Genomic DNA, 19,289 nt, shown 5'->3' with positions numbered 1-19,289 from the left:
AAAATTAAAAAACTTATATAAAGAGGGGTTTGAAAAATATGTTTAATAGATTATGTGAGTTCAAAAGAAAATCTCTTTTAAGTGGTTCTGTAGGCTTAAGTGTATTACTTGGGTTAACTGCTTGCAGCGGGGAAGAAGAGACAAATGCAGTAACAGAAAATGCAAGTAATAATGAAGAATCGATAGAATCTGCGGAAGTTGTTTTAAATTGGTTTCCTAAGAGTCAGCAGGGTGGAGTATTCGCTGCTCAAGAAAAAGGCTTTTTTACTGATAATGGTTTAGACGTGGAGATTTCACCAGGAGGACCTGGCGTTTCATCGATTCAAATTGTTGCTTCAGGAAATGCTGAATTCGGTTTAGCTCACGCGGACCAAATTGTCATCGCTAGAAATGAAGGAATCGAATTAGTAACATTAGCTGCTGTAATGCAAAACAGTCCAGCAACGCTTATGTTTCATGAAGGCGAAGAAATTACTGATTTTGAAGATTTAAATGGAAGAAATGCTTATATCCAAGCAGGCATCCCCTATTGGGAGTACTTAACGAATTCTTATGATTTAAGTGATGTTACGGAGCTTGGATATACCGGTCAGCACGTTAATTTCATTGAAGATCCTACTGGTGTCTCTCAAGCTTTTGAAACTTCTGAACCTTACTTCCTGGATAAAGAAGGAATTGCAACAGAAACAATGCTAGTTTCCGAATCAGGATTTGATCCATACAATGTCGTCTTATTTGTTCCAAAGGATTACTTAGAGGAAAACAAAGAAACGGTGCAAAAATTTACGAGTGCGTTTGTGGAAGGATGGGAGTTTTACGAGGAATCACCTTATGAGATCAATGAGGTCATCCATGAAGCTAATCCTGATCTAGCAGTAGAAGATCTGAAATTTGAAACGGATAGCCAAGAAAAGTTTATTTACAGCGGTGATGCTGAGGAGCACGGCTTTGGGCATATGACCGAGGAGAGATGGCAAACACTTATCGATCAGCTGGTAGAGATTGAGATGCTGGATGAAGGGTTTGATCCAAATGAAATATTCACAACTGAGTTTCTTAATTAGAAATTAAGTGTTAAGACAAGTGGCCAGCCAATACATTGGTTGGTCTTGTTTTAATCTAAGATTAAGAAAGCAACTGCTTCTATTTTAAATATAAAGCTACGTGTTTTTCTTACATGATTAAAATTTATAAGTTGACAGCTATCTTTACGCCACGCGTGTCAAGGGAAACCCACCTCCTTTCGGGTAGCACCTACACGCACTTCGTAGGTGCTACCCGGGAGTGGCGAAAGATAACGATGTATGTAAGAAAAGACGCTACGCGTTTTTCTTAAACAGTTAATTGATCTAAAATTAAGTCTTTTTTTTAGTTAGATTAAATAATGACTGTGTCATGCAGTTCCCATAGAATAAAAGACACAGACAAACGTATAAAAAGTGAGGGGGAGTGAGTGCATTGATTTTAGCTAATAAAATTAATCAGCAAAGGCTTTGGCATCATCTAATGGAGCTGGCTGAAATCGGCAGCAGTCCTGATAATGCAGAATGTATTACGAGACTTTCTTTGAGTGAACCGGAACTAAAAGCGCGTGCATACATTATCAGTTTAATGGAAGAAATAGGACTTGATGTTCGAGTAGACACTATTGGTAATATTATTGGAAAATTAACAGGAGAAGATCAGACGGCTCCTTCTGTGTTAGTTGGTTCTCACATTGATACTGTCTATCACGGGGGTAGATTTGATGGGTCCCTTGGAGTTATAGGAGCGATAGAAGCAGTTCGTACAATTATAGAATCAGGGGTAACATTAACCCATTCTATTGAAGTTGTTTCATTTACTGATGAAGAGGGTTCAAGATTTGGCACTGGTTATATTGGAAGTAAGGCAATGGCAGGTCATCTTAAAGAAGAAATATTTAATTACAAAGATGAAAATGGTATTTCTTACAGAGAAGCATTTATAAAAGCAAACCTTGATCCAGATAATTATAAGCAAGCAATTCGAAACCCGATGGAAATAAAGGCATATCTCGAAATGCATATCGAACAAGCGAAGGTACTGGAAGAAAATGATTTACCGGTTGGGATCGTTACTGATATTCAAGGGCCAGTCTGGCTTGATATTACTTTAAATGGGGATGCCGACCATGCCGGTGCAACGCCAATGCACATGCGAAAAGATGCTTCGATTGCCATGGCTGAAATCGTGATAGCGATTGAAAAAATTGCTACCTCTTTTAATGGAGTTGGAACGGTGGGAATCATGAAAGTGGAACCGGGTGGAGTAAATATTATTCCTGGTAAAGCTTCTTTCTCAGTGGATCTGCGCCATGCCGATAAAGCAGTTAGACAGAAAATGGTAGATAGCGTTTATCAGGCAATCGAACTTTCATGTGACAAGAGAGGTATAGGTTCTCTTGTTGAGGTGAAAAAAGCGGTGGATCCAGCTTCTTGTTCAAACGAGATTGTTAATATACTAGAGGAAACATGCGAAGACTTAAATATTGATACGATGAGATTAAATTGTGGAGCAGGTCATGATTCCCTTATCATGTCTAAAATTACGAAAATGGGAATGATTTTTGTCCGATCAAAAGATGGGATAAGTCATAATCCGAAAGAATGGAGCAGTAGTGACGACTGTGCAGCAGGGACTGAAGTTGTTTATCATTCTTTACTAAACCTTGCTAAATAATATCGATTGGAGTGGCCATACATGACAAAGCAGATGAATCAATTCCAAGTACCGCCACGAACGATAATGACTCCGGGACCGGTAGAGGCAGAGCCAAGTGTACTCAAGGCGATGTCATCATCCATTTTAGGACAATTTGACCCAAGCTTCACCTCGATGATGAATGAAACAATGGAGATGCTCCGGAAAGTACTGCAAACAGATAACCAGTGGGCTTTTCCTGTAGATGGGACTTCCCGGGCTGGTATCGAAGCAATGTTGTGCAGTATTATTGAAGAAAATGATAAAGTTCTCATTCCAGGGTTTGGACGATTCGGCTTTTTACTGGCGGAAATAGCAGAGAGATGTGGAGCTGAGGTCTATTTTATGGAATGTGAATGGGGAAAAGTATTTGATCCTGAAACGGTTATTGCGGAAATAAAAAAAGTCCGGCCAAAGGTTGTGGCAATGGTTCATGGAGATACTTCAACTGGCCGAATGCAGCCATTAAAAGAGATAGGGCAAGCTTGTCGTGAAGCGGACGCACTTTTTGTCGTTGATGCGGTGGCAACTGTAGCAGGAACCGAAGTGAAAACAGATGAGTGGATGATTGATGGTTTGATTACGGGTACACAAAAATGTATTTCGGTTCCGTCAGGAATGGCACCTCTTACATACAATGACCGAATTGAAAAAGTTTTAGCACAACGAAAATCGATTGAAAAAGGTCTTGCTTCTTCACAAAAACTTTCGAATGATTTAGGCAGGCGTATTCGCAGTAATTATTTGGATTTAAGTCAACTGCAGGATTACTGGAGCCCGGCCCGGCTTAACCATCATACGGAAGCTACATCGATGCTTTATGGATTATATGAAGGCTTAAGAGTCATTTTGGCGGAAGGATTGGAAGAACGGTTTAACCGTCACCGATTAAATGAAAAGGCACTAATGGCTGGAATAGAAGCAATGGGGCTCTCGTTATTTGGAGATGCTGACTGCAAGTTGCCAACTGTCACATGTGTGGTGATTCCAGAAGGAGTGGACGGAGATTCCGTCAGAGCCATGTTATTAGGGGAGTTTGGGATTGAAATTGCGAGTTCGTTTGGTCCGTTACACGGAAAAATTTGGCGAATCGGTACGATGGGCTATAGCTGTCAAAAGAGAAATATTCTTTTAACTTTAGCAGCGTTTGAAGCAGTGCTCATTCGGCATGACGTGAAACTGAATAATGGTATGGGAGTGCAGGCAGCACTTAATGCGTATCAGCTAAAAGAAACTGTTGTAAATAACAGTTAGTTATTGAGGCACCCCCCGTGAGAGAATTCTTACGTGGGCTATTTTTATATAGAAAGAAAGTAAAAGATAACACCTATCTTTACGCCACACGTATCAAGGGGAACCCACCTCCTTTCGAGTAGCACCTACAAAAGTAGCACGTCGAAAATGAGAGCATAAGCGAGAATAAGAGAGTTTGAAAGTCGAAAAAAAAGGTAGGTGCTCCTGCGGTTACTCGTCGCAGAAAACATTGCTACCGGAGTAGCACCTACAAAAGTAGCACGTTGAAAACGAGAGCATAAGCGAGAATAAGAGAGTTTGAAAGTCGAAAAAAAGGTAGGTACTCCTGCGGTTACTCGTCGCAGAAAACATTGCTACCGGAGTAGCACCTACAAAAGTAGCACGTTGAAAACGAAAGCATAAGCGAAAAAATCCGACAGACTCTTGCAGAAGCTAACGCTGTATTTAATAAAAGACGCTATGCCGTTTTTCTTAGTCACCTTTTCCTGCTCGTTTGTTCCAATATGGTTTCACCTTCATTGATCTCTCTATTAAATTCTCCAGGAAAAGTGTCTTCCATTGCATCCTTTATCGTGACTTTAATATACGTTCTGTCGTCATATGAAATACGCTCTTTACTTAAGCCTCTGATTGCACTATTCTCCTTGATGCATAAAGGATCAATTGTCAGTATCTTTTCTAAGTACTGTTCCGTTTCAGACAAAGAATCAAAAAGCCTCGGGTATCCATCGGAGCCCATTGAAAAAGACGTCACATGCGCAGGAACATCGACAGCTTTAATACTTTCTGTATACATCGGAAAACCGTTAATCACTTCGTAGCTAAACCGTTCGTTGGGTGGTCGATTCTGAAACTGATATTGGCGCTGCAGGAGCGGGACAATCTGGTCAAAACTCGTGTCATTATCCATGATCTCCTGGACCGTTTTTCCTTGGGCGAGTTGAGACTCTATCAGCATGGCCCGAGCTTGACTGGTAATGAGGTCCACTTCTTTTAAATGTTGATGGTTTACTCCGTCTACATAACATTGGCAATCACCAATCATCCAGATTTTTCGGTGGTGGTGACTATAAAGTGACATCACAGCAGATGGTCTGATAAAGGGTTTCTTTAAGACTTCTTCAACCATGGAATGCTCGTGGTAAAAAATCTGGAACTTTGCATTAATTGCAGTAATGATTTCCTCAATAGACTCCGGGCCGTTTAATTCAACTATGGCCTCCTTAGTTAAAACTGCAGCATGCTGTCCGGGAGTTTTGCCGGCAATGAGCTGATTAGAAACGTTGGATGCCCCATCGATAACAGCTGCAAAGTCAGGGGTAACAAGAAAGGTATCTTCGACGTTATCCAGTGTTCCAGTTTTGGATTCGCAATGGCTCTCCTGTATGTTTAGCATGATTATTCCTCCATTTCTCTAACTAGTGCTATTCAATTTTAGTCTAAATTAAGTTTCTTTAGAATCCCTTCTAATTGGGCAACTGCTTCGAACAGCTTATCGGCTTCGCTGTCCTGAAGTCGAGTTAACCTCCCTTTAATTTCTTCTTTAAGTACCTCTTCTCTATTAGCTAAAAACTCTCCTCCTTTTGATGTGAGCTTTATAAAAATTACTCGGCGGTCTTCTGCTGCCTTTTCCCTCGTTACAAGTTCTTTTACGATTAACTTGTTTATTAAAGGAGTGAGATTTGATTTTTTTATTGCTAACTTTTTTCCCAGATCAGACGTACGGATTGGTCCGAATTCTTCAACGATTTTTAACAGGAAAAAATGGGTATGGTTTAATTCGTTATCATGAAAAACTTGAACTGGGGGAAAGAGTTTTTTATTCATCAATGGAAAAATCGAGAGCAGGTTAGCGACAAGCTTATCTGTATTTTTCTGATCCATGTAATAACCTCCGAATGATTCATTTCTAATTCTGAAGACTGCAATGCAGTTTTTAGCAAGATAAGAATTTATAAATTGACAGCTATCTTTACGCCACAAGCATCAAGGGAAGTTCGCCCTCCTTTCGAGTAGCACCTACACACACTTCGTAGGTGCTACTCGGGGTGGCTTTAAAGATGACGCTGTAATTAATAAAAGACGCTACGCGTTTTTCTTAGTTGACATTAATTTAAGTTAAGGGAATAATATAGTTATTATATCATAACTAATTTAGCTTGGAAGCAGGTGACTTTTATGGATAACATGATTGAGGTAAAGAATTTAACTAAAACGTATAAAAAGGTTGATGCTGTAAAGGGAATAAATTTTGATGTGAAAGAAGGGGAAATTTTTGGTTTCCTTGGTCCGAACGGTGCCGGGAAAAGTACAACGATTAATATGATCTGTACCATGCTTGCCCCGAGTCTAGGAAGCATATCTATTAATGGATTTGATGTTCAAAAGGAAAAAAATAAGGTAAGAGAAAGTATCGGTATTATTTTTCAAGAAAATACCTTGGATGAAAAACTGACTGCAATGGAAAATCTGATGTTGCACTGCCGGTTTTACAAAGTGCCAAAGAATAAAAGAGCAGCAAGAATTCAAGAAGTTCTTGAAATTGTTGATCTCGTCGATGAAAAAAAGCAACGTGTGGAAACATTTTCTGGAGGGATGAAACGGAGACTGGAAATCGCTCGAGGGTTGTTACACTATCCAAAAGTACTGTTCTTAGATGAACCTACCGTTGGACTGGATCCCCAAACGCGTGCTCATTTATGGGAATATATCTTGAAATTAAAAGAAAAAGAAGGCATTACGATGTTTTTGACGACACATTATTTAGATGAAGCGGAAATCAGTGACCGAATCGCAATAATGGACAAAGGAGAAATTATTGCGATTGATACCCCGCTAAAACTTAAGGATGAGTTGGGGGGCGACATTATTGAGTTATCGACAGAAGATAATGTCAAAGCACTGCAGGAAATAGAAGAGAAAGTGAAAGATGCGGAAGTAACCGTGCATGAGGATACAATCCATTTGAAAGTGGCAAGTAGTGATGCGTTTATTTCAAGCTTTATTAAAACGTTGGAAATACCCATTACCAAATTAAATATTCGGAAGCCAACCTTAAACGATGTTTTTCTAGCATTTACAGGAAGAGATATTGGGCAAACTCAAACAAATAATAAATAAAAATAACAGGATACGGCAGGAGGTAATCATCTTATGGAAGGTATTTATGCGATATGGCAACGCGATATAACGAAATTTTTCCGCGATCGAGCCAGGCTCATTGGCTCGTTTTCCATGCCTATATTATTTTTACTTATTTTCGGCGGAGGTATGAGTGGAACGATGGAAGGGCTGATTGGCATGGGCGGAGAAGGCCTGGCCGATGATTTTAATTACGTTTCTTTCGTTTTTCCGGGAATTGTGGCGATGACGCTTTTAATGACATCTGTATTTTCCTCTTTGTCTGTCATTGAGGACAAAAACTTTGGATATATGAAAGAAATACTCGTTTCACCTATTTCCCGTGTGAATATTGCGATTGGAAAGATGCTTGGAGCAGCTACAGTGGCGACGATTCAAGGGATCATGTTATTTTTATTAATCCCTTTAATTGGACTTAGCTATCCATTCATTTCCCTCATTCAAGTGCTGCCGGTTATGTTTTTACTAGCCTGTGCACTATCATCATTTGGGCTGCTTATTGCTAGTTTCTTAAAGTCGACGCAAGGATTTCAGCTTATTGTTCAGATTCTGGTTATGCCAATGATTTTCTTATCAGGAGCGTTATTCCCAGTCAATAATATGCCTGCTTGGATGGATGTGATTGTCAAAATTAATCCCGTGACATACGGTGTAGATGTAATGAAGAAAATCATGGTTGATGTAGAAAGCCTGTCACCGATGGTTCAAGAAGCAATGGGACTAAATCTAAGTGTATTTGGTCGCACGGTTACCATTTTTGAAGAGATTTTATTTATAATCGTATTTACGGTCATTCTCATTTTACTCGCAACGGTCAGTTTTAGAAGAGCAAATGCATAATGTTTAGGAAATCTGATTAACTACTGTATAATAATAATAAACTATCTTCCGTATTGTTTGTGCGGGAGGTTTTCTTTGGAAGGATAGTTAAGCGTTTGCAATTATAAGGAGGAGATTAATATGCCCTACATAGCTGATGATAAACGTTATGAAAAAATGAAGTATAATCGTACAGGCAATTCTGGTTTATTACTTCCCGCAATCTCGTTAGGACTGTGGCATAACTTCGGCGGAGTGGATTCTTTTGAAAATGGACGTGCCATGCTTCGTAAAGCGTTTGACCTTGGTATCACGCATTTCGACCTTGCGAATAACTATGGTCCGCCACCTGGTTCTGCGGAAGAGATGTTCGGTAAAATCATGAAAACTGATTTTAAACCGTATCGAGATGAAATGGTGATTTCCTCAAAAGCCGGCTACCATATGTGGGATGGCCCTTATGGAGATTGGGGATCCAAGAAATACATGATTTCCAGTTTAGATCAAAGTTTAAAGCGGATGGGTCTTGATTACGTGGATATTTACTATTCTCATAGACCTGATCCGAACACACCCATGGAAGAAACGATGGGCGCTCTTGATCAGATTGTGCGTCAAGGAAAAGCGTTATATGTTGGGATTTCTAGCTATAGTGCCGAGCAAACAGCGCAGGCAGTTAAAATTTTAGATGATTTAGGAACACCTCTGCTGATTCATCAACCGAAATATTCGATGTTTGATCGATGGATGGAAGATGGTCTTCAGGATGTGTTGCAGCAAAATGGCGTGGGATCGATTGCTTTTTGTCCGCTTGCTCAAGGTTTATTGACGAACAAATACCTTGCTGGGATTCCAGCTGAGTCCCGCGCAGCGCGTAGCGGCAGTTTTCTGCAAGAGGACCAAGTGACGGAACTAGTGGTTGAAAAGGTGCAAAAGCTCAATACCATTGCGGGCAGACGTGGGCAATCCCTTGCGCAAATGGCACTCGCCTGGGTTCTCCGGGGTGGTCATGTAACGACAGCTTTAATTGGCGCAAGCCGAGTGAGTCAAATAGAAGAAAATGTAGCGATTTTAGATAATTTAGAGTTCAGTGATGAAGAGTTAAAGGAAATAGACAGTATTTTATCGTAGTATAAAAGGATTGTGCTGGAAACTTCAGCACGATCCTTTTTAGAGATTGTTGTTTACCCCGTATTCAGCCTCTTCCTTTTATAAATTTCTCAGACGCAACAAATTCATTCATCCATTCTAGCAGGCGAATATCTTGATTAGGTCCGGCTATAACAGATAGAGAAACCGGTGCGTTGCCGAGTTCAGATTCTATCGGAATCGTTACTTGCGGCAAACCAGCTAATCCGGCAATGCAGGTTAGTTGAAGCGTTTGTTTTCGCCTCGCTTCGACTAACGCACCAGATAAATTCAACATAGGAGCCTCCCCAGGAACCGTAGGAAGAATCAATAAAGCATCGTCTTTCAATAACTCAATTAGTTTTGTTCGAATTTGATCCTGCAGCTTTAATTGTGGATTGGCATCCATTGATGTAAGATGACTCGCCATTTCAAATCTCTCTTTAATTCCAGGTCCAAATTCAGGTTTGACAGCTTTCACCCAATCCCCATGTGCATCCCAGATTTCTTTTCCCTGAATAATGCGGAAAGCGTTAGCCCAAAAGGGTAATCCTTCTTTGGCAAGCTCCACCCAAGAAGGTTCGTCAGCAAGCTCTTCTAATAAAGAAAAAGAAGGAGATAATGCTTTTTGAGTATCACCGTCGGCTAGTTCCCACGTATCTTTACTAAAAAGGATTCGTGAAAAAGCCCCAGAAATTTGTTGATTATCGAGGAGAACTTTTCCTACATCTTTTAACGTCTTGGCGTCCCTTGCCATCCAGCCAACGGTATCAAAGGACGGAGCTAAAGGGATGACATGTTCGATGGGGACATTCCCATGAGTTGGTCGAAAGCCATAAATACCGCAATAAGCCGATGGGATCCGAACAGATCCTCCAGTATCGGTTCCTAACGAAAAGTCGGTGATACTGCCAGCAACCGCGACTGCTGATCCGCTGGAAGAACCTCCTGGGATGCGAGTAGGATCACGGGGGTTAACCGGTGTTCCGTAGTGAAAGTTTTCCCCTTGCAAACTGTACATGATCTCGTCAGTAATCGTTGTTCCTTCTAGCTTAGCACCGTTTTCCAGTAAGCGTTTAATAGCTGGAGCAGTCTCCTTTGCAGCATCATGAGTGCGGAGCCAATCAGGATTACCTGCAGAGTTTTTCATTCCTTCTAGATGAAAAACATCTTTGACAGCGAAGCTCAGCCCTGAAAGGCTACCTTCCTTAGCTGGTTGGATCACTTTGTTTTTATCGACAAAAGCTTGATAGGTATCTGTCATGATATTCCTCCTTTTTAATTCTAGCAAATACATGTGTTTCCTCTAACTTACTAGGATTGACGGCAATTGTCACGGGCTGCAGAAATAGAAACGTTTCAGCTACGAAACTATATCGCACAAATATCTTTACCAAATGGGTCAGATAGCATGCCTTTTTCACGATCAAAAACAAGATTCCCATTCACAATTGTAGCTTCAACGTTTCCCTGGACTTCTTGACCAACATATGGTGAATATGGATGGCGAAAAAGAATGTCTTCTTTTTTGAAAACTATTTTACTGTCGGAATGATAGATTGTTAGGTTCGCTTGATTGCCGATTTTTATTTCACCTTGTTTTTCCAAGCTCGGAAAACGGGAGGCGACATTGGCAGTTAGCATAGGGAGGACCTCCTCTAGAGATAGACCCCGGCTTATTGCCTGACTTAAAAAGGCTGTTGTTCCAAACTGAACGCCTTGAATTCCTCCCCATGCTTCCCAAATATTTTCGTTGCCTGCTTGTTTCATCGAAAGAGGACATGGGGAATGATCGGAACTGATACAATCAATCTGTTTATTTTTGATCTTCTCCCAGAGCCCATCGACACAATCAGAGTCTCGAAGTGGCGGTGCACATTTTAGCAAGGGACCTTGTTGAATAAAATCTTCTTCGTTAAAAATTAAATAATGTGGACATGTTTCAAGGGAAACATCGACACCTGTTTTTTTGGCTGATTGGATTAATTCCACTACTTTCGGATGACTGACATGGACGATATGTACCTTTGTCCCGTACTTTGCTGCCTCTTCCATGGCTAGTTCTACAGCTTTCAATTCTGCGTCAATGGGCCTGCTGTCAAGGAAAGCAAAAACGTCCTTTCGATCGGTCTGACGGATGGGATGCGTGAATTGTTTGATCGTATCTTCCCATTCTGCGTGAAGGGCAAGAACGGCTCCTTTTTGACCGCAATACGCCATCGCACGTGATAAGGCTTGTCTATCGAGACGCTTAAAATCGTCAATCCCACTTTCCGATAAAAATCCTTTAAATCCAACAATTCCAGTATTGAACATAGCATCCAAGACAGTGTCATCGCTGGCCACGTCTGCTGTCATACCTGCCCAGAGGCCGTAATTGGTATGGGATCGATTCTCTAAAGCCTGTTTTTTAGCTAGTAGTCTAGAGGCATTATTAGCAGATGGATGACTGTTGAGCGGCATATCAAATACGGTGGTGATTCCACCGGCCGCCGCTGCTGAGCTGCCGGTTGGAAAGCTCTCCCACTCTTGTCTTCCGGGATCGTTAAAATGCACATGGATATCAATGAAACCAGGGAATACTTTAGCTCCTTTTGCATCGTATAAAACGGGAAGACTAGTTAAACTAGGATCATGTGCCGGCAAAATATCTATTATAATCTGATTTTCAATGACGATCGTCTGTTTAGAAAAAGTGACACCATCAAAGACGTTGCCATTAATTATAATATTTTTCAACGTATTCCCTCCCTTTCGTAATTCTAGTTAATCTAACTAAGAATTCTTCCTTACTTCTTCTTATTTTGGTGGAAAACTCTCATAAATATGTTTTCCTTGAGAGGTTTCGTTACAGAAATCTTTTTATTCTCATCCATTATTTGTATTATAAAAAGAAGATCAAAAATAGAGTGTAAGATTTACAGCCATTATTTGTGATAACATCCATCCAACTATTTGCAGATTATTTCTTTTCATTTGTCTCAAGGAGAAACCTCTTTGAGACTTTTCATATAGGTACAGGATACAATTTTCTTAAAAATAGTCTGATTTTTTGGCTTTTATGAATAAAAGATTTAAGTGCTTTTAGTTAATCCACCCAATGACAGAGTGGCAGGAACACTTTAAACTGACCAAAAAGCAAGTTTCCTAAAAATGGTTGTATTAAAGAATTACTCTACTAAAGGGTATGAAAAAGGGGATAGAGAGGAGCCAAGCGGATGGTAACGATTGAAAAAGTATGGAGGCCAGAAAACTTATATGATGCATGGGCTCTCTCTCAGAGACTATCCGATCAAAGTAGTTATATTTCTGGAGGAACTCTGCTTCGGACGCAGTGGGAAGCTGGTACGAAGGCTATGTCTCCTCATCTTATAAGTTTGGATAATATTCCTGATATGCGTGAGATTGCTGAAACATCTCTAAATGGACAGAGGCAGATTAGTATTGGGGCTTTTACAACACTGGCTCAAGTCATAAAAAGTGCGGTATTGAAAATGGAAGCACCACTTCTTGTGCAGGCTTGTCAGAACATTGCTGCCCCTTCGATCCGCAATCGAGGAACGCTTGGAGGAAATGTGCTTTCAAAGGTTGGCGATGCTATTCCGGCGTTGCTTGTGTTACAGGCAAAGCTACATTGGTTTAATGGAGATAAAATAGTGAGCGAAACGGTGGAAGAGTCACTGATGATGAACTTCGATTCTCAGGAGAGAATTCTTGTATCGATTAGTGTTCCTATTTCTAAGGATACCGAGCAATCAAAAAAATTCTCTTTCTATTCAAAAACCGGAAGAAGGGAGTCCTTTATTCCTTCGCTTGTTTCGGTTGCAGGTGCGGGTTTGAAATTAGATAAGGGGCAGTTTGATCAAGTCATACTTGCGGCTGGAGGGGGATCGATGCCCCCTGTGAGACTACCTGAAACGGAAGCGATCCTGCAGGATAGGATGTATTCCAGAGACTTATTGAAAAAGGCGTATACACAGATTTTAAAAGAGTACCAAGCTTTTGATGATCCATTTGCAACAGCGGTCTATAAAAAGAAAGTAGCAGCGAATGTCATAATTAGTGAACTATGGAAAAGCGAAAGTGACAGGAGATCTGCGATATTTAACGGACATGACTTTTCCGAATAAACTTTATGGAAGAGTGTTGCGAAGTGGCGTGCCCCATGCAAGGATTCTTTCGATAAATACTTCAAAGGCAAAAGCACTACCCGGAGTGAAAGCGGTGATAACTGCTCAAGATGTTCCTGGATTAAACGGATTTGGAATTGCAGAGCCGAATCAACCAGTATTTTGTGAAAACTTAGTTCGCTTTGAAGCTGATGCAGTGGCTGCGGTTGCTGCTGAGACAAAAGAAATTGCAGCAGAAGCGTTGGAACTTATTGATGTAGAGTACGAGGAATTTGAAGTCTTGGATACGACAGATAAGGCTTTAGATCCTGGAGCACGACAATTACATGAAAACGGAAATATTTTGCATGAGACGAATTATTCTCGTGGTGATATTGAGAAAGGATTCGAACAGAGTGCAGTAGTTGTGGAAGAGACGTATGAAACTCCGAGACAAATGCATACTTTTTTAGAAACAGAGGGAGGTATATTTGTTCCGGAAGTCGATGGCAAGTTAACGGTATATGCTCCTACACAACATGGCTATAAAGACCAAATGCAACTTGCTCGTATTCTTGATATTCCAGCAACAGATATCCGGGTTATTTCCAGCCCAATTGGCGGCTCATTCGGTGGGAAAGATGAATTAAATGTTCAACCGTTCGGGTCGCTGCTTGCTATCGTTTGCGGAAGACCAGTGAATATGCACTATTCACGGGAAGAATCCGTGAAGGCGGGGCTGAAGCGACATCCGATGAAGGTGACGATGAAAACCGGTAGTGATAAAAATGGCAGAGTCCTCGCTCATCAAGTAAACATCGTATCCGACACAGGAGCGTATGCGACATTAGGAGGGCCAGTTCTGAATTTTGCTACAGAGCACGCAATTGGCGGGTATACTATCCCCAATGTTGATGTGAAAGGAAAAGCGGTTTATACGAATAATGGAATCTCAGGAGAGTTTCGTGGTTTTGGAGGAAATCAGGTTATTTTTGCATTAGAAGGTCAACTTGATCGTCTTGCAGAAAAGATCAACCTGGATCCTTGGGAATTAAGAAAACGAAATCTAAGAAAGATCGATGACCTCGGACCTTTGGGACAGAGAATCGTACCGAATGATGGTCCAAAACAAGTTTGGGAAGCGATTCAGCAGTCTCCTTTGTATCAAAAAGAACTTTCAAGACCAGATGAAACCTGGATTTTGCGAGGTAAAGGCATGTCACTCGCGATGCACGGGTCAGGTTTAGGATATGGAATTCCTGATCCAGCCGGTGGGATTATCCGATTGAATGATGCTGGGAAAATTGAAGTGGCGTTTGGTCACGAAGAATTTGGTCAAGGTCTGCTAGGAACATTGGAGATCATGTTGTTAGATCACTTTCAGTGTGACGAAAATGATATCGAGATTATTATCGGTGATACAGATCGTGTGCCATCAACGGGGTCTTCCACAGCTTCTCGGTCAACGAGCATGGTTTGGAAAGCACTGCAAAATATGAAACAACCATTTCTGACAGCACTATTTAACAAGGCGGAGGAGCAAACAGGCGTAAATGCGGATGTAATGCAAACGGGCAAAGGTGGCATCTGGAGAGATTCAAGAAGTGGGGAGAAACTGGAATTCCTTATCAGTTTCAAAGAATTGGCTGACCAATGTTCCGAACCTTTAGAATGCTCGACTGAATTTAACTTCCCGGTAACCCCTGATCCTGTGATTGGCGGCCACTATCTTTATAGTTCTACGGCAGTGATTGCGGAAGTGGAAGTGAACATGCTAACTGGGATGGTTCGTGTAACTGGCATTGATCATGTTGTAGCTGCTGGAGAAGTGATGAACCCGCTTGGTTATTTAGGACAGATCGAAGGCGGAAGCATAATGGCACTAGGTTTTGCGATGGCAGAAGATGCAGTAATGAATGCTAGTAAATACGTCACTAAAAATTTAGATACGTACCTAATCCCAACCATTTATGATGTTCCTGAGACGCAACATGTCGATGCTATAGAGGAACTTCCTGACGGAGATAATTATGGACCGCGGGGTGTTGGTGAAGTAGGAAGTGTCGCCCTTGCACCAGCTATCGTTTCTGCAATAAAACAAGCAACGGGTACATGGATCACCAAATTACCGATAACGCCTGAAACGATATTACAAAAAAATAACCAGTCTTTCCCGGATTTTTTAGAGATGATGGATAATACACGGGGGAGGGAGAAAGTATGAATGACCTAAAAAACGTTGCAGCTAAGGTAGATGCAGTAGAAAATCTTTTGACTTTTGAGTTAAATGGGAAGCACATGAGTCTTGAAGTGGCACCATCAAGAAAGCTCGTGGATCTGTTACGGATTGATCTAAATCTGACCGGAACAAAGGTATCCTGTGAAATTGGCCGATGTGGAGCTTGTATGGTGTTAATAGATGGCAAACCTTTTAATTCTTGCTTGACGATGGCTTACCAGTGCGAGGGAAAAAGGATTGTGACAATTGAAGGCATTCAAGAAGATTCGATGGACTTCGTTCAACAAGCGTTTTTGGAAGAAGGCGCACTGCAGTGTGGCTATTGTACACCAGGGATGGTTATTTCGTTAAAAGGTCTCTTGCATGAAAATGCGAATCCAAGTTATGAAGAAATGAAAGAGAGCATTGCCGGAAATCTTTGCCGTTGTACTGGTTATGGAGGTATTCACCGAGTTTTACGGAGATTAAGCACGGATTAATCTAACTAAAATAGTAATTGTCATCCAAGGGGAGGTTATCCAATGAAGGAGCAACACAAATTTCTTCAAATCATGAAAGACAATCCAACAAAGTTATTTGTTCTTGCAACTGTGATTCGTGTGGACGGTTCAGCTTATCGTCATGAAGGGGCAAAAATGCTGTTCTCCGAAACTGGGGAGGAGTATGGATTAATAAGTGGAGGTTGCTTGGAAGAGGACTTATCTCATCGGGTGATCGAGGTTATGAATTCGAAACAGTCACAAATCGCATCGTATGATTTACGAAGTGAAGACGATCTTGGGTGGGGACAGGGAGCCGGATGTAATGGAGAAGTTCATGTTTATTTGGAGGCTCTTCAATGGCCAAATAAGCAGGTGAAACAGCCTTGGTCACTCGTTCTTAATGAAGTGGAAAAAGGGAATAACATTGTCGCGATAAGAGGTATTCAAGGAAAAGAATCCGGGAAGACATACTTTTTAAAAGAAGATGGCGAGCAAGTACAGGGAAATCACGCGTTAGAATTATCTGGTCCGATCAGAGACGCGCTCAACATATTTATGAAACAAGGAAAAACATTCAATTGTGTCGATGTTGAGGCTGAAAATAGCTGGTTTATATTTGAAATTTATGAGCCGAAAGATACGCTTTATTTGTTTGGCGCAGGACGGGACGTTGAGCCTCTCGTGAAGAGAGCAGCGGAATTCAGTTTTTCAACGATTATTATTGATCCGAGAGAAAGTCGCAGTACGAAAGCGATTTTCCCTAAGGCATGTGCCTGTATATGCGATCATCCCGAAGGCTTTCTTAGACACCATAAGATGAAAAAAAACAGCTATGTTCTGATTATGACGCATAGCTTTGAAAGAGATAAATTTATTTTACAGAATCTGTTGCCTTTACAGAATGAGTTGGCCTACTTGGGTGTTTTAGGCCCGACGCGACGAACATCGAGATTATTGGATGGAAATCCTATCCCAGCATTTGTTTCTTCCCCCATTGGTGTCGATATTTATGCGGATGGTGCAGAGGAAATCAGTATAAGTGTCATTGCAGAACTGATTCAAGTTAGAAACCAGCGGGCAAGACAGAACTTCGGAAACCTAGTCGTTTGTTAAAGAAGAAAAAGTCATCTGTATGTGCGGTGATATTGGCAGCGGGCACAGGTTCTCGAATGGAAAATGCGACACCGAAGCAACTGCTGCCATTAAAGGGACAATGTATTCTGGAACGTGTGATTCATCAAGTCCTGAAACATCCATTTGAACAAATCATTGTCGTGGTAGGACATGAAGCGGATGCACTAAAACAGAAAACTAAGATTGATTCTGCAAGGGTGCAGTGGCTGACTAATGAAGATTACCTGCGAGGGCAAAGTACATCGTTTCTTACAGGGCTCCGAAACGTGCGACCGTCTATTTCCTCAGCCATGGTATTTCTAGGGGATCAGCCTTTTATTCTCGATACTACGATAGCTGCGATTTTCAAGCATGGAGCTTCAAAGTCTGAGCGAGAGGCAGCTGGATTCGTGATACAACCGTGCTTTAAAGAAGTTCCTGGACATCCAGTTTATTGGGGGAATATTCAAACGTTATCCTTGTCGGACTTATCAGGTGACAGGGGAGGACTTCAACTGATGAAAACAGTAAGGAAAGAAGCCATGGAAGTGGAGGATCCTTTCATCTCTTTTGATATAGATACACCGGAGGACTTCACTTCTGCAAAAAGAATGGCTCATTATCTTACGTAGTTGTTGTTCTTTACATGGGATGTCGATTAGTATAAAAATAACAAATAAAAAGTAAACTTCGTATAACCTCAAAAATATGGCTTGAGGGTTTCTAATAGGAGCCGTGATTTCCTAACTACGAAGAAGGTGCGTAACAAGCACCTTCTTCGTAGTTTTTTTATACTTATTAGTTTTAGAGATTGTTTTAGCTTTTGAACAGAGCTATTTTGATCTTTTCAAAATAGCTAAGGTTTAGAAAGCATTTTATATAAAAGAGGCTGCACGATTTTCTGCTAAAAACATTACTATAGGAGGAACATTTATGACGTCAATATGGATTAAAAATGCTGAAATTATTACGATGAACGCCTACGATGAGCAATTTATCGGTGATATTTTTATAGAAAACGATACGATTATGGAGATTGGAAAAAACCTGCACTATCCTGAAGCCGATAAGGTGATCGATGCGACAAACCGTGTCATTACACCTGGTTTTATTCAAACGCACATTCATCTCTGTCAAACAATTTTTCGCGGAAAAGGAGATGATTTAGAACTGATGGATTGGCTAAAGAAGCGAATCTGGCCACTTGAAGCTGCCCATGACGAGGAGTCGATCTATTACTCCGCAATACTGGGGATCGGCGAATTAATCCAAAGCGGCACAACGTCGATTGTAGATATGGAGACGGTTCATCACACTGATTTTGCATTTCAGGCGATTGAGCGTACTGGAATTCGTGCATTGTCAGGTAAAGTTATGATGGATAAAGGTAATGAGGTCCCGCTAGCATTACAGGAAAAAACGAGTGAATCGATTCAGCAAAGTGTTGATCTTATGGAGAAATGGCATAAGAAGGATGGCGGAAGAATTAATTATGCTTTTTCCCCAAGATTTGTTGTTTCGTGTACGGAGGAACTATTAAAAGAAGTGAGTGATCTTTCGAAAAAGCATCAAGTTTATGTTCACACTCATGCGTCTGAAAATAAAGGAGAAATTGAGATTGTAGAATCCGAAACAGGAATGAGAAATGTTGTTTACCTGGATCATCTTGGACTTGCGAATGAGCGATTAATTTTAGCTCACTGTGTTTGGTTAAGTGAGGAAGAGAAACAAATCATTCAAAGGAATAGAGTGAATGTCACTCACTGCCCAGGATCTAACTTAAAGTTGGCTTCCGGGGTTGCGGAAATTCCAAGTCTATTAAATGCCCATATATGTGTCAGCCTTGGAGCAGACGGCGCCCCTTGCAACAATAATTTAGATATGTTTAATGAAATGAGATTGGCCGCTCTCATTCAAAAACCGGAACACGGTCCCACGGCTATGGATGCAAAAACAGTGTTTAAAATGGCGACAATCGATGGAGCTAGAGCAATGGGCATGGAAAATGAAATCGGCAGTTTAGAGGTTGGAAAAAAAGCGGATTTGAATATTATGAATCTGAATGATTTTCACATGTATCCGTCCTACGATGTTGATACGATCTCCCGTATTGTCTACTCTACGACGAGGGCAGATGTAGAAACAACCATCATTAACGGGAAAATTGTAATGGAAAACCGTATCATGAAAACACTCGATAAAGAGATCGTTTTACACGAAGCTAATAAATCAATCAGCCGACTCATTAAAAGAGTCCCGGAAATACCGTCTCCTGTATTAAAA

At 41.0% G+C, this 19,289-nt stretch carries 16 protein-coding genes and 1 riboswitch; of the genes, 12 read left to right on the top strand and 4 right to left on the bottom strand.

Going from position 1 to position 19,289, the window contains the following annotated elements:
- The first annotated feature begins 38 nt into the window (after nucleotides 1-38).
- The 3 genes from ACHABW_RS11055 (at nucleotide 39) to ACHABW_RS11045 (ending at nucleotide 3,975) form a co-directional block, all read left to right on the top strand.
- Nucleotides 39-1,064 carry an ABC transporter substrate-binding protein gene (locus ACHABW_RS11055; RefSeq protein ID WP_435755355.1) on the top strand — a complete coding sequence of 342 codons (1,026 nt, stop codon included), beginning with the start codon at nucleotides 39-41 and terminating at the stop codon, nucleotides 1,062-1,064.
- A 385-nt stretch (nucleotides 1,065-1,449) separates the two neighbouring features.
- The gene (locus ACHABW_RS11050; RefSeq protein ID WP_435755354.1) at nucleotides 1,450-2,700 is read left to right on the top strand and encodes a Zn-dependent hydrolase; all 1,251 of its coding nucleotides are present in this window, start codon (nucleotides 1,450-1,452) and stop codon (nucleotides 2,698-2,700) included.
- A gap of 21 nt (nucleotides 2,701-2,721) precedes the next feature.
- Entirely contained in the window at nucleotides 2,722-3,975 is a 1,254-nt protein-coding gene (locus ACHABW_RS11045; protein ID WP_435755353.1) for a pyridoxal-phosphate-dependent aminotransferase family protein, read from the top strand.
- Nucleotides 3,976-4,450: 475 nt separating this feature from the next.
- On the opposite strand, the gene ACHABW_RS11040 is transcribed toward ACHABW_RS11045, so the two are convergent.
- Both ACHABW_RS11040 and ACHABW_RS11035 read right to left on the bottom strand, forming a co-directional pair.
- Nucleotides 4,451-5,371, bottom strand: a complete 921-nt coding sequence (locus ACHABW_RS11040) for a hypothetical protein (protein ID WP_435755352.1) — start codon at nucleotides 5,369-5,371, stop codon at nucleotides 4,451-4,453.
- 38 nt (nucleotides 5,372-5,409) lie between these two features.
- Nucleotides 5,410-5,859, bottom strand: a complete 450-nt coding sequence (locus ACHABW_RS11035; protein WP_435755351.1) for a MarR family transcriptional regulator — start codon at nucleotides 5,857-5,859, stop codon at nucleotides 5,410-5,412.
- Nucleotides 5,860-6,153: 294 nt separating this feature from the next.
- On the opposite strand from ACHABW_RS11035, the gene ACHABW_RS11030 reads away from it, so the two are divergent.
- From ACHABW_RS11030 to mgrA, 3 genes are all read left to right on the top strand, one after another.
- Nucleotides 6,154-7,095, top strand: a complete 942-nt coding sequence (locus tag ACHABW_RS11030; protein WP_435755350.1) for an ATP-binding cassette domain-containing protein — start codon at nucleotides 6,154-6,156, stop codon at nucleotides 7,093-7,095.
- A gap of 33 nt (nucleotides 7,096-7,128) precedes the next feature.
- Nucleotides 7,129-7,956, top strand: coding sequence for an ABC transporter permease (locus ACHABW_RS11025; RefSeq protein WP_435755349.1), 828 nt, complete (start codon nucleotides 7,129-7,131; stop codon nucleotides 7,954-7,956).
- Between the two features lie 120 nt (nucleotides 7,957-8,076).
- Nucleotides 8,077-9,066, top strand: coding sequence for an L-glyceraldehyde 3-phosphate reductase (gene mgrA / locus ACHABW_RS11020; protein ID WP_435755348.1), 990 nt, complete (start codon nucleotides 8,077-8,079; stop codon nucleotides 9,064-9,066).
- A gap of 64 nt (nucleotides 9,067-9,130) precedes the next feature.
- On the opposite strand, the gene ACHABW_RS11015 is transcribed toward mgrA, so the two are convergent.
- Both ACHABW_RS11015 and allB read right to left on the bottom strand, forming a co-directional pair.
- Nucleotides 9,131-10,327 carry an amidase gene (locus ACHABW_RS11015; RefSeq protein ID WP_435755347.1) on the bottom strand — a complete coding sequence of 399 codons (1,197 nt, stop codon included), beginning with the start codon at nucleotides 10,325-10,327 and terminating at the stop codon, nucleotides 9,131-9,133.
- 107 nt (nucleotides 10,328-10,434) lie between these two features.
- The gene (gene allB / locus ACHABW_RS11010) at nucleotides 10,435-11,802 is read right to left on the bottom strand and encodes an allantoinase AllB (protein WP_435755346.1); all 1,368 of its coding nucleotides are present in this window, start codon (nucleotides 11,800-11,802) and stop codon (nucleotides 10,435-10,437) included.
- Between the two features lie 479 nt (nucleotides 11,803-12,281).
- Here allB and ACHABW_RS11005 point away from each other — a divergent pair, with 479 nt between their 5' ends.
- The 6 genes from ACHABW_RS11005 to ACHABW_RS10980 form a co-directional block, all read left to right on the top strand.
- Nucleotides 12,282-13,193 carry an FAD binding domain-containing protein gene (locus ACHABW_RS11005; RefSeq protein WP_435755345.1) on the top strand — a complete coding sequence of 304 codons (912 nt, stop codon included), beginning with the start codon at nucleotides 12,282-12,284 and terminating at the stop codon, nucleotides 13,191-13,193.
- Nucleotides 13,177-15,396 carry a xanthine dehydrogenase subunit D gene (gene pucD, locus ACHABW_RS11000; RefSeq protein ID WP_435755418.1) on the top strand — a complete coding sequence of 740 codons (2,220 nt, stop codon included), beginning with the start codon at nucleotides 13,177-13,179 and terminating at the stop codon, nucleotides 15,394-15,396. Before ACHABW_RS11005 ends, pucD begins: the two co-directional genes overlap by 17 nt.
- A complete protein-coding gene (locus ACHABW_RS10995) occupies nucleotides 15,393-15,890 on the top strand; it encodes a 2Fe-2S iron-sulfur cluster-binding protein (protein ID WP_435755344.1) in 498 nt (165 codons plus the stop codon). The genes pucD and ACHABW_RS10995 overlap by 4 nt, the downstream gene beginning before the upstream one ends.
- Nucleotides 15,891-15,932: 42 nt before the next feature.
- Nucleotides 15,933-17,006 carry an XdhC family protein gene (locus ACHABW_RS10990; protein WP_435755343.1) on the top strand — a complete coding sequence of 358 codons (1,074 nt, stop codon included), beginning with the start codon at nucleotides 15,933-15,935 and terminating at the stop codon, nucleotides 17,004-17,006.
- Entirely contained in the window at nucleotides 17,000-17,638 is a 639-nt protein-coding gene (locus tag ACHABW_RS10985) for a nucleotidyltransferase family protein (protein ID WP_435755342.1), read from the top strand. Before ACHABW_RS10990 ends, ACHABW_RS10985 begins: the two co-directional genes overlap by 7 nt.
- Nucleotides 17,639-17,676: 38 nt before the next feature.
- Nucleotides 17,677-17,776, top strand: a riboswitch (purine riboswitch).
- A 163-nt stretch (nucleotides 17,777-17,939) separates the two neighbouring features.
- Nucleotides 17,940-19,289: 5'-deoxyadenosine deaminase (locus tag ACHABW_RS10980; RefSeq protein ID WP_435755341.1), on the top strand; the 1,350-nt coding region annotated here is incomplete at its 3' end.

Origin of the sequence: Salipaludibacillus sp. CF4.18, assembly GCF_051262595.1 — a bacterium.
Classification (GTDB): Bacteria; Bacillota; Bacilli; order Bacillales; family Salisediminibacteriaceae; genus Salipaludibacillus; species Salipaludibacillus neizhouensis.
The sequence above is the reverse complement of the archived record's forward strand: the minus strand, read 5'-3'. Positions and strand labels throughout refer to the sequence as shown.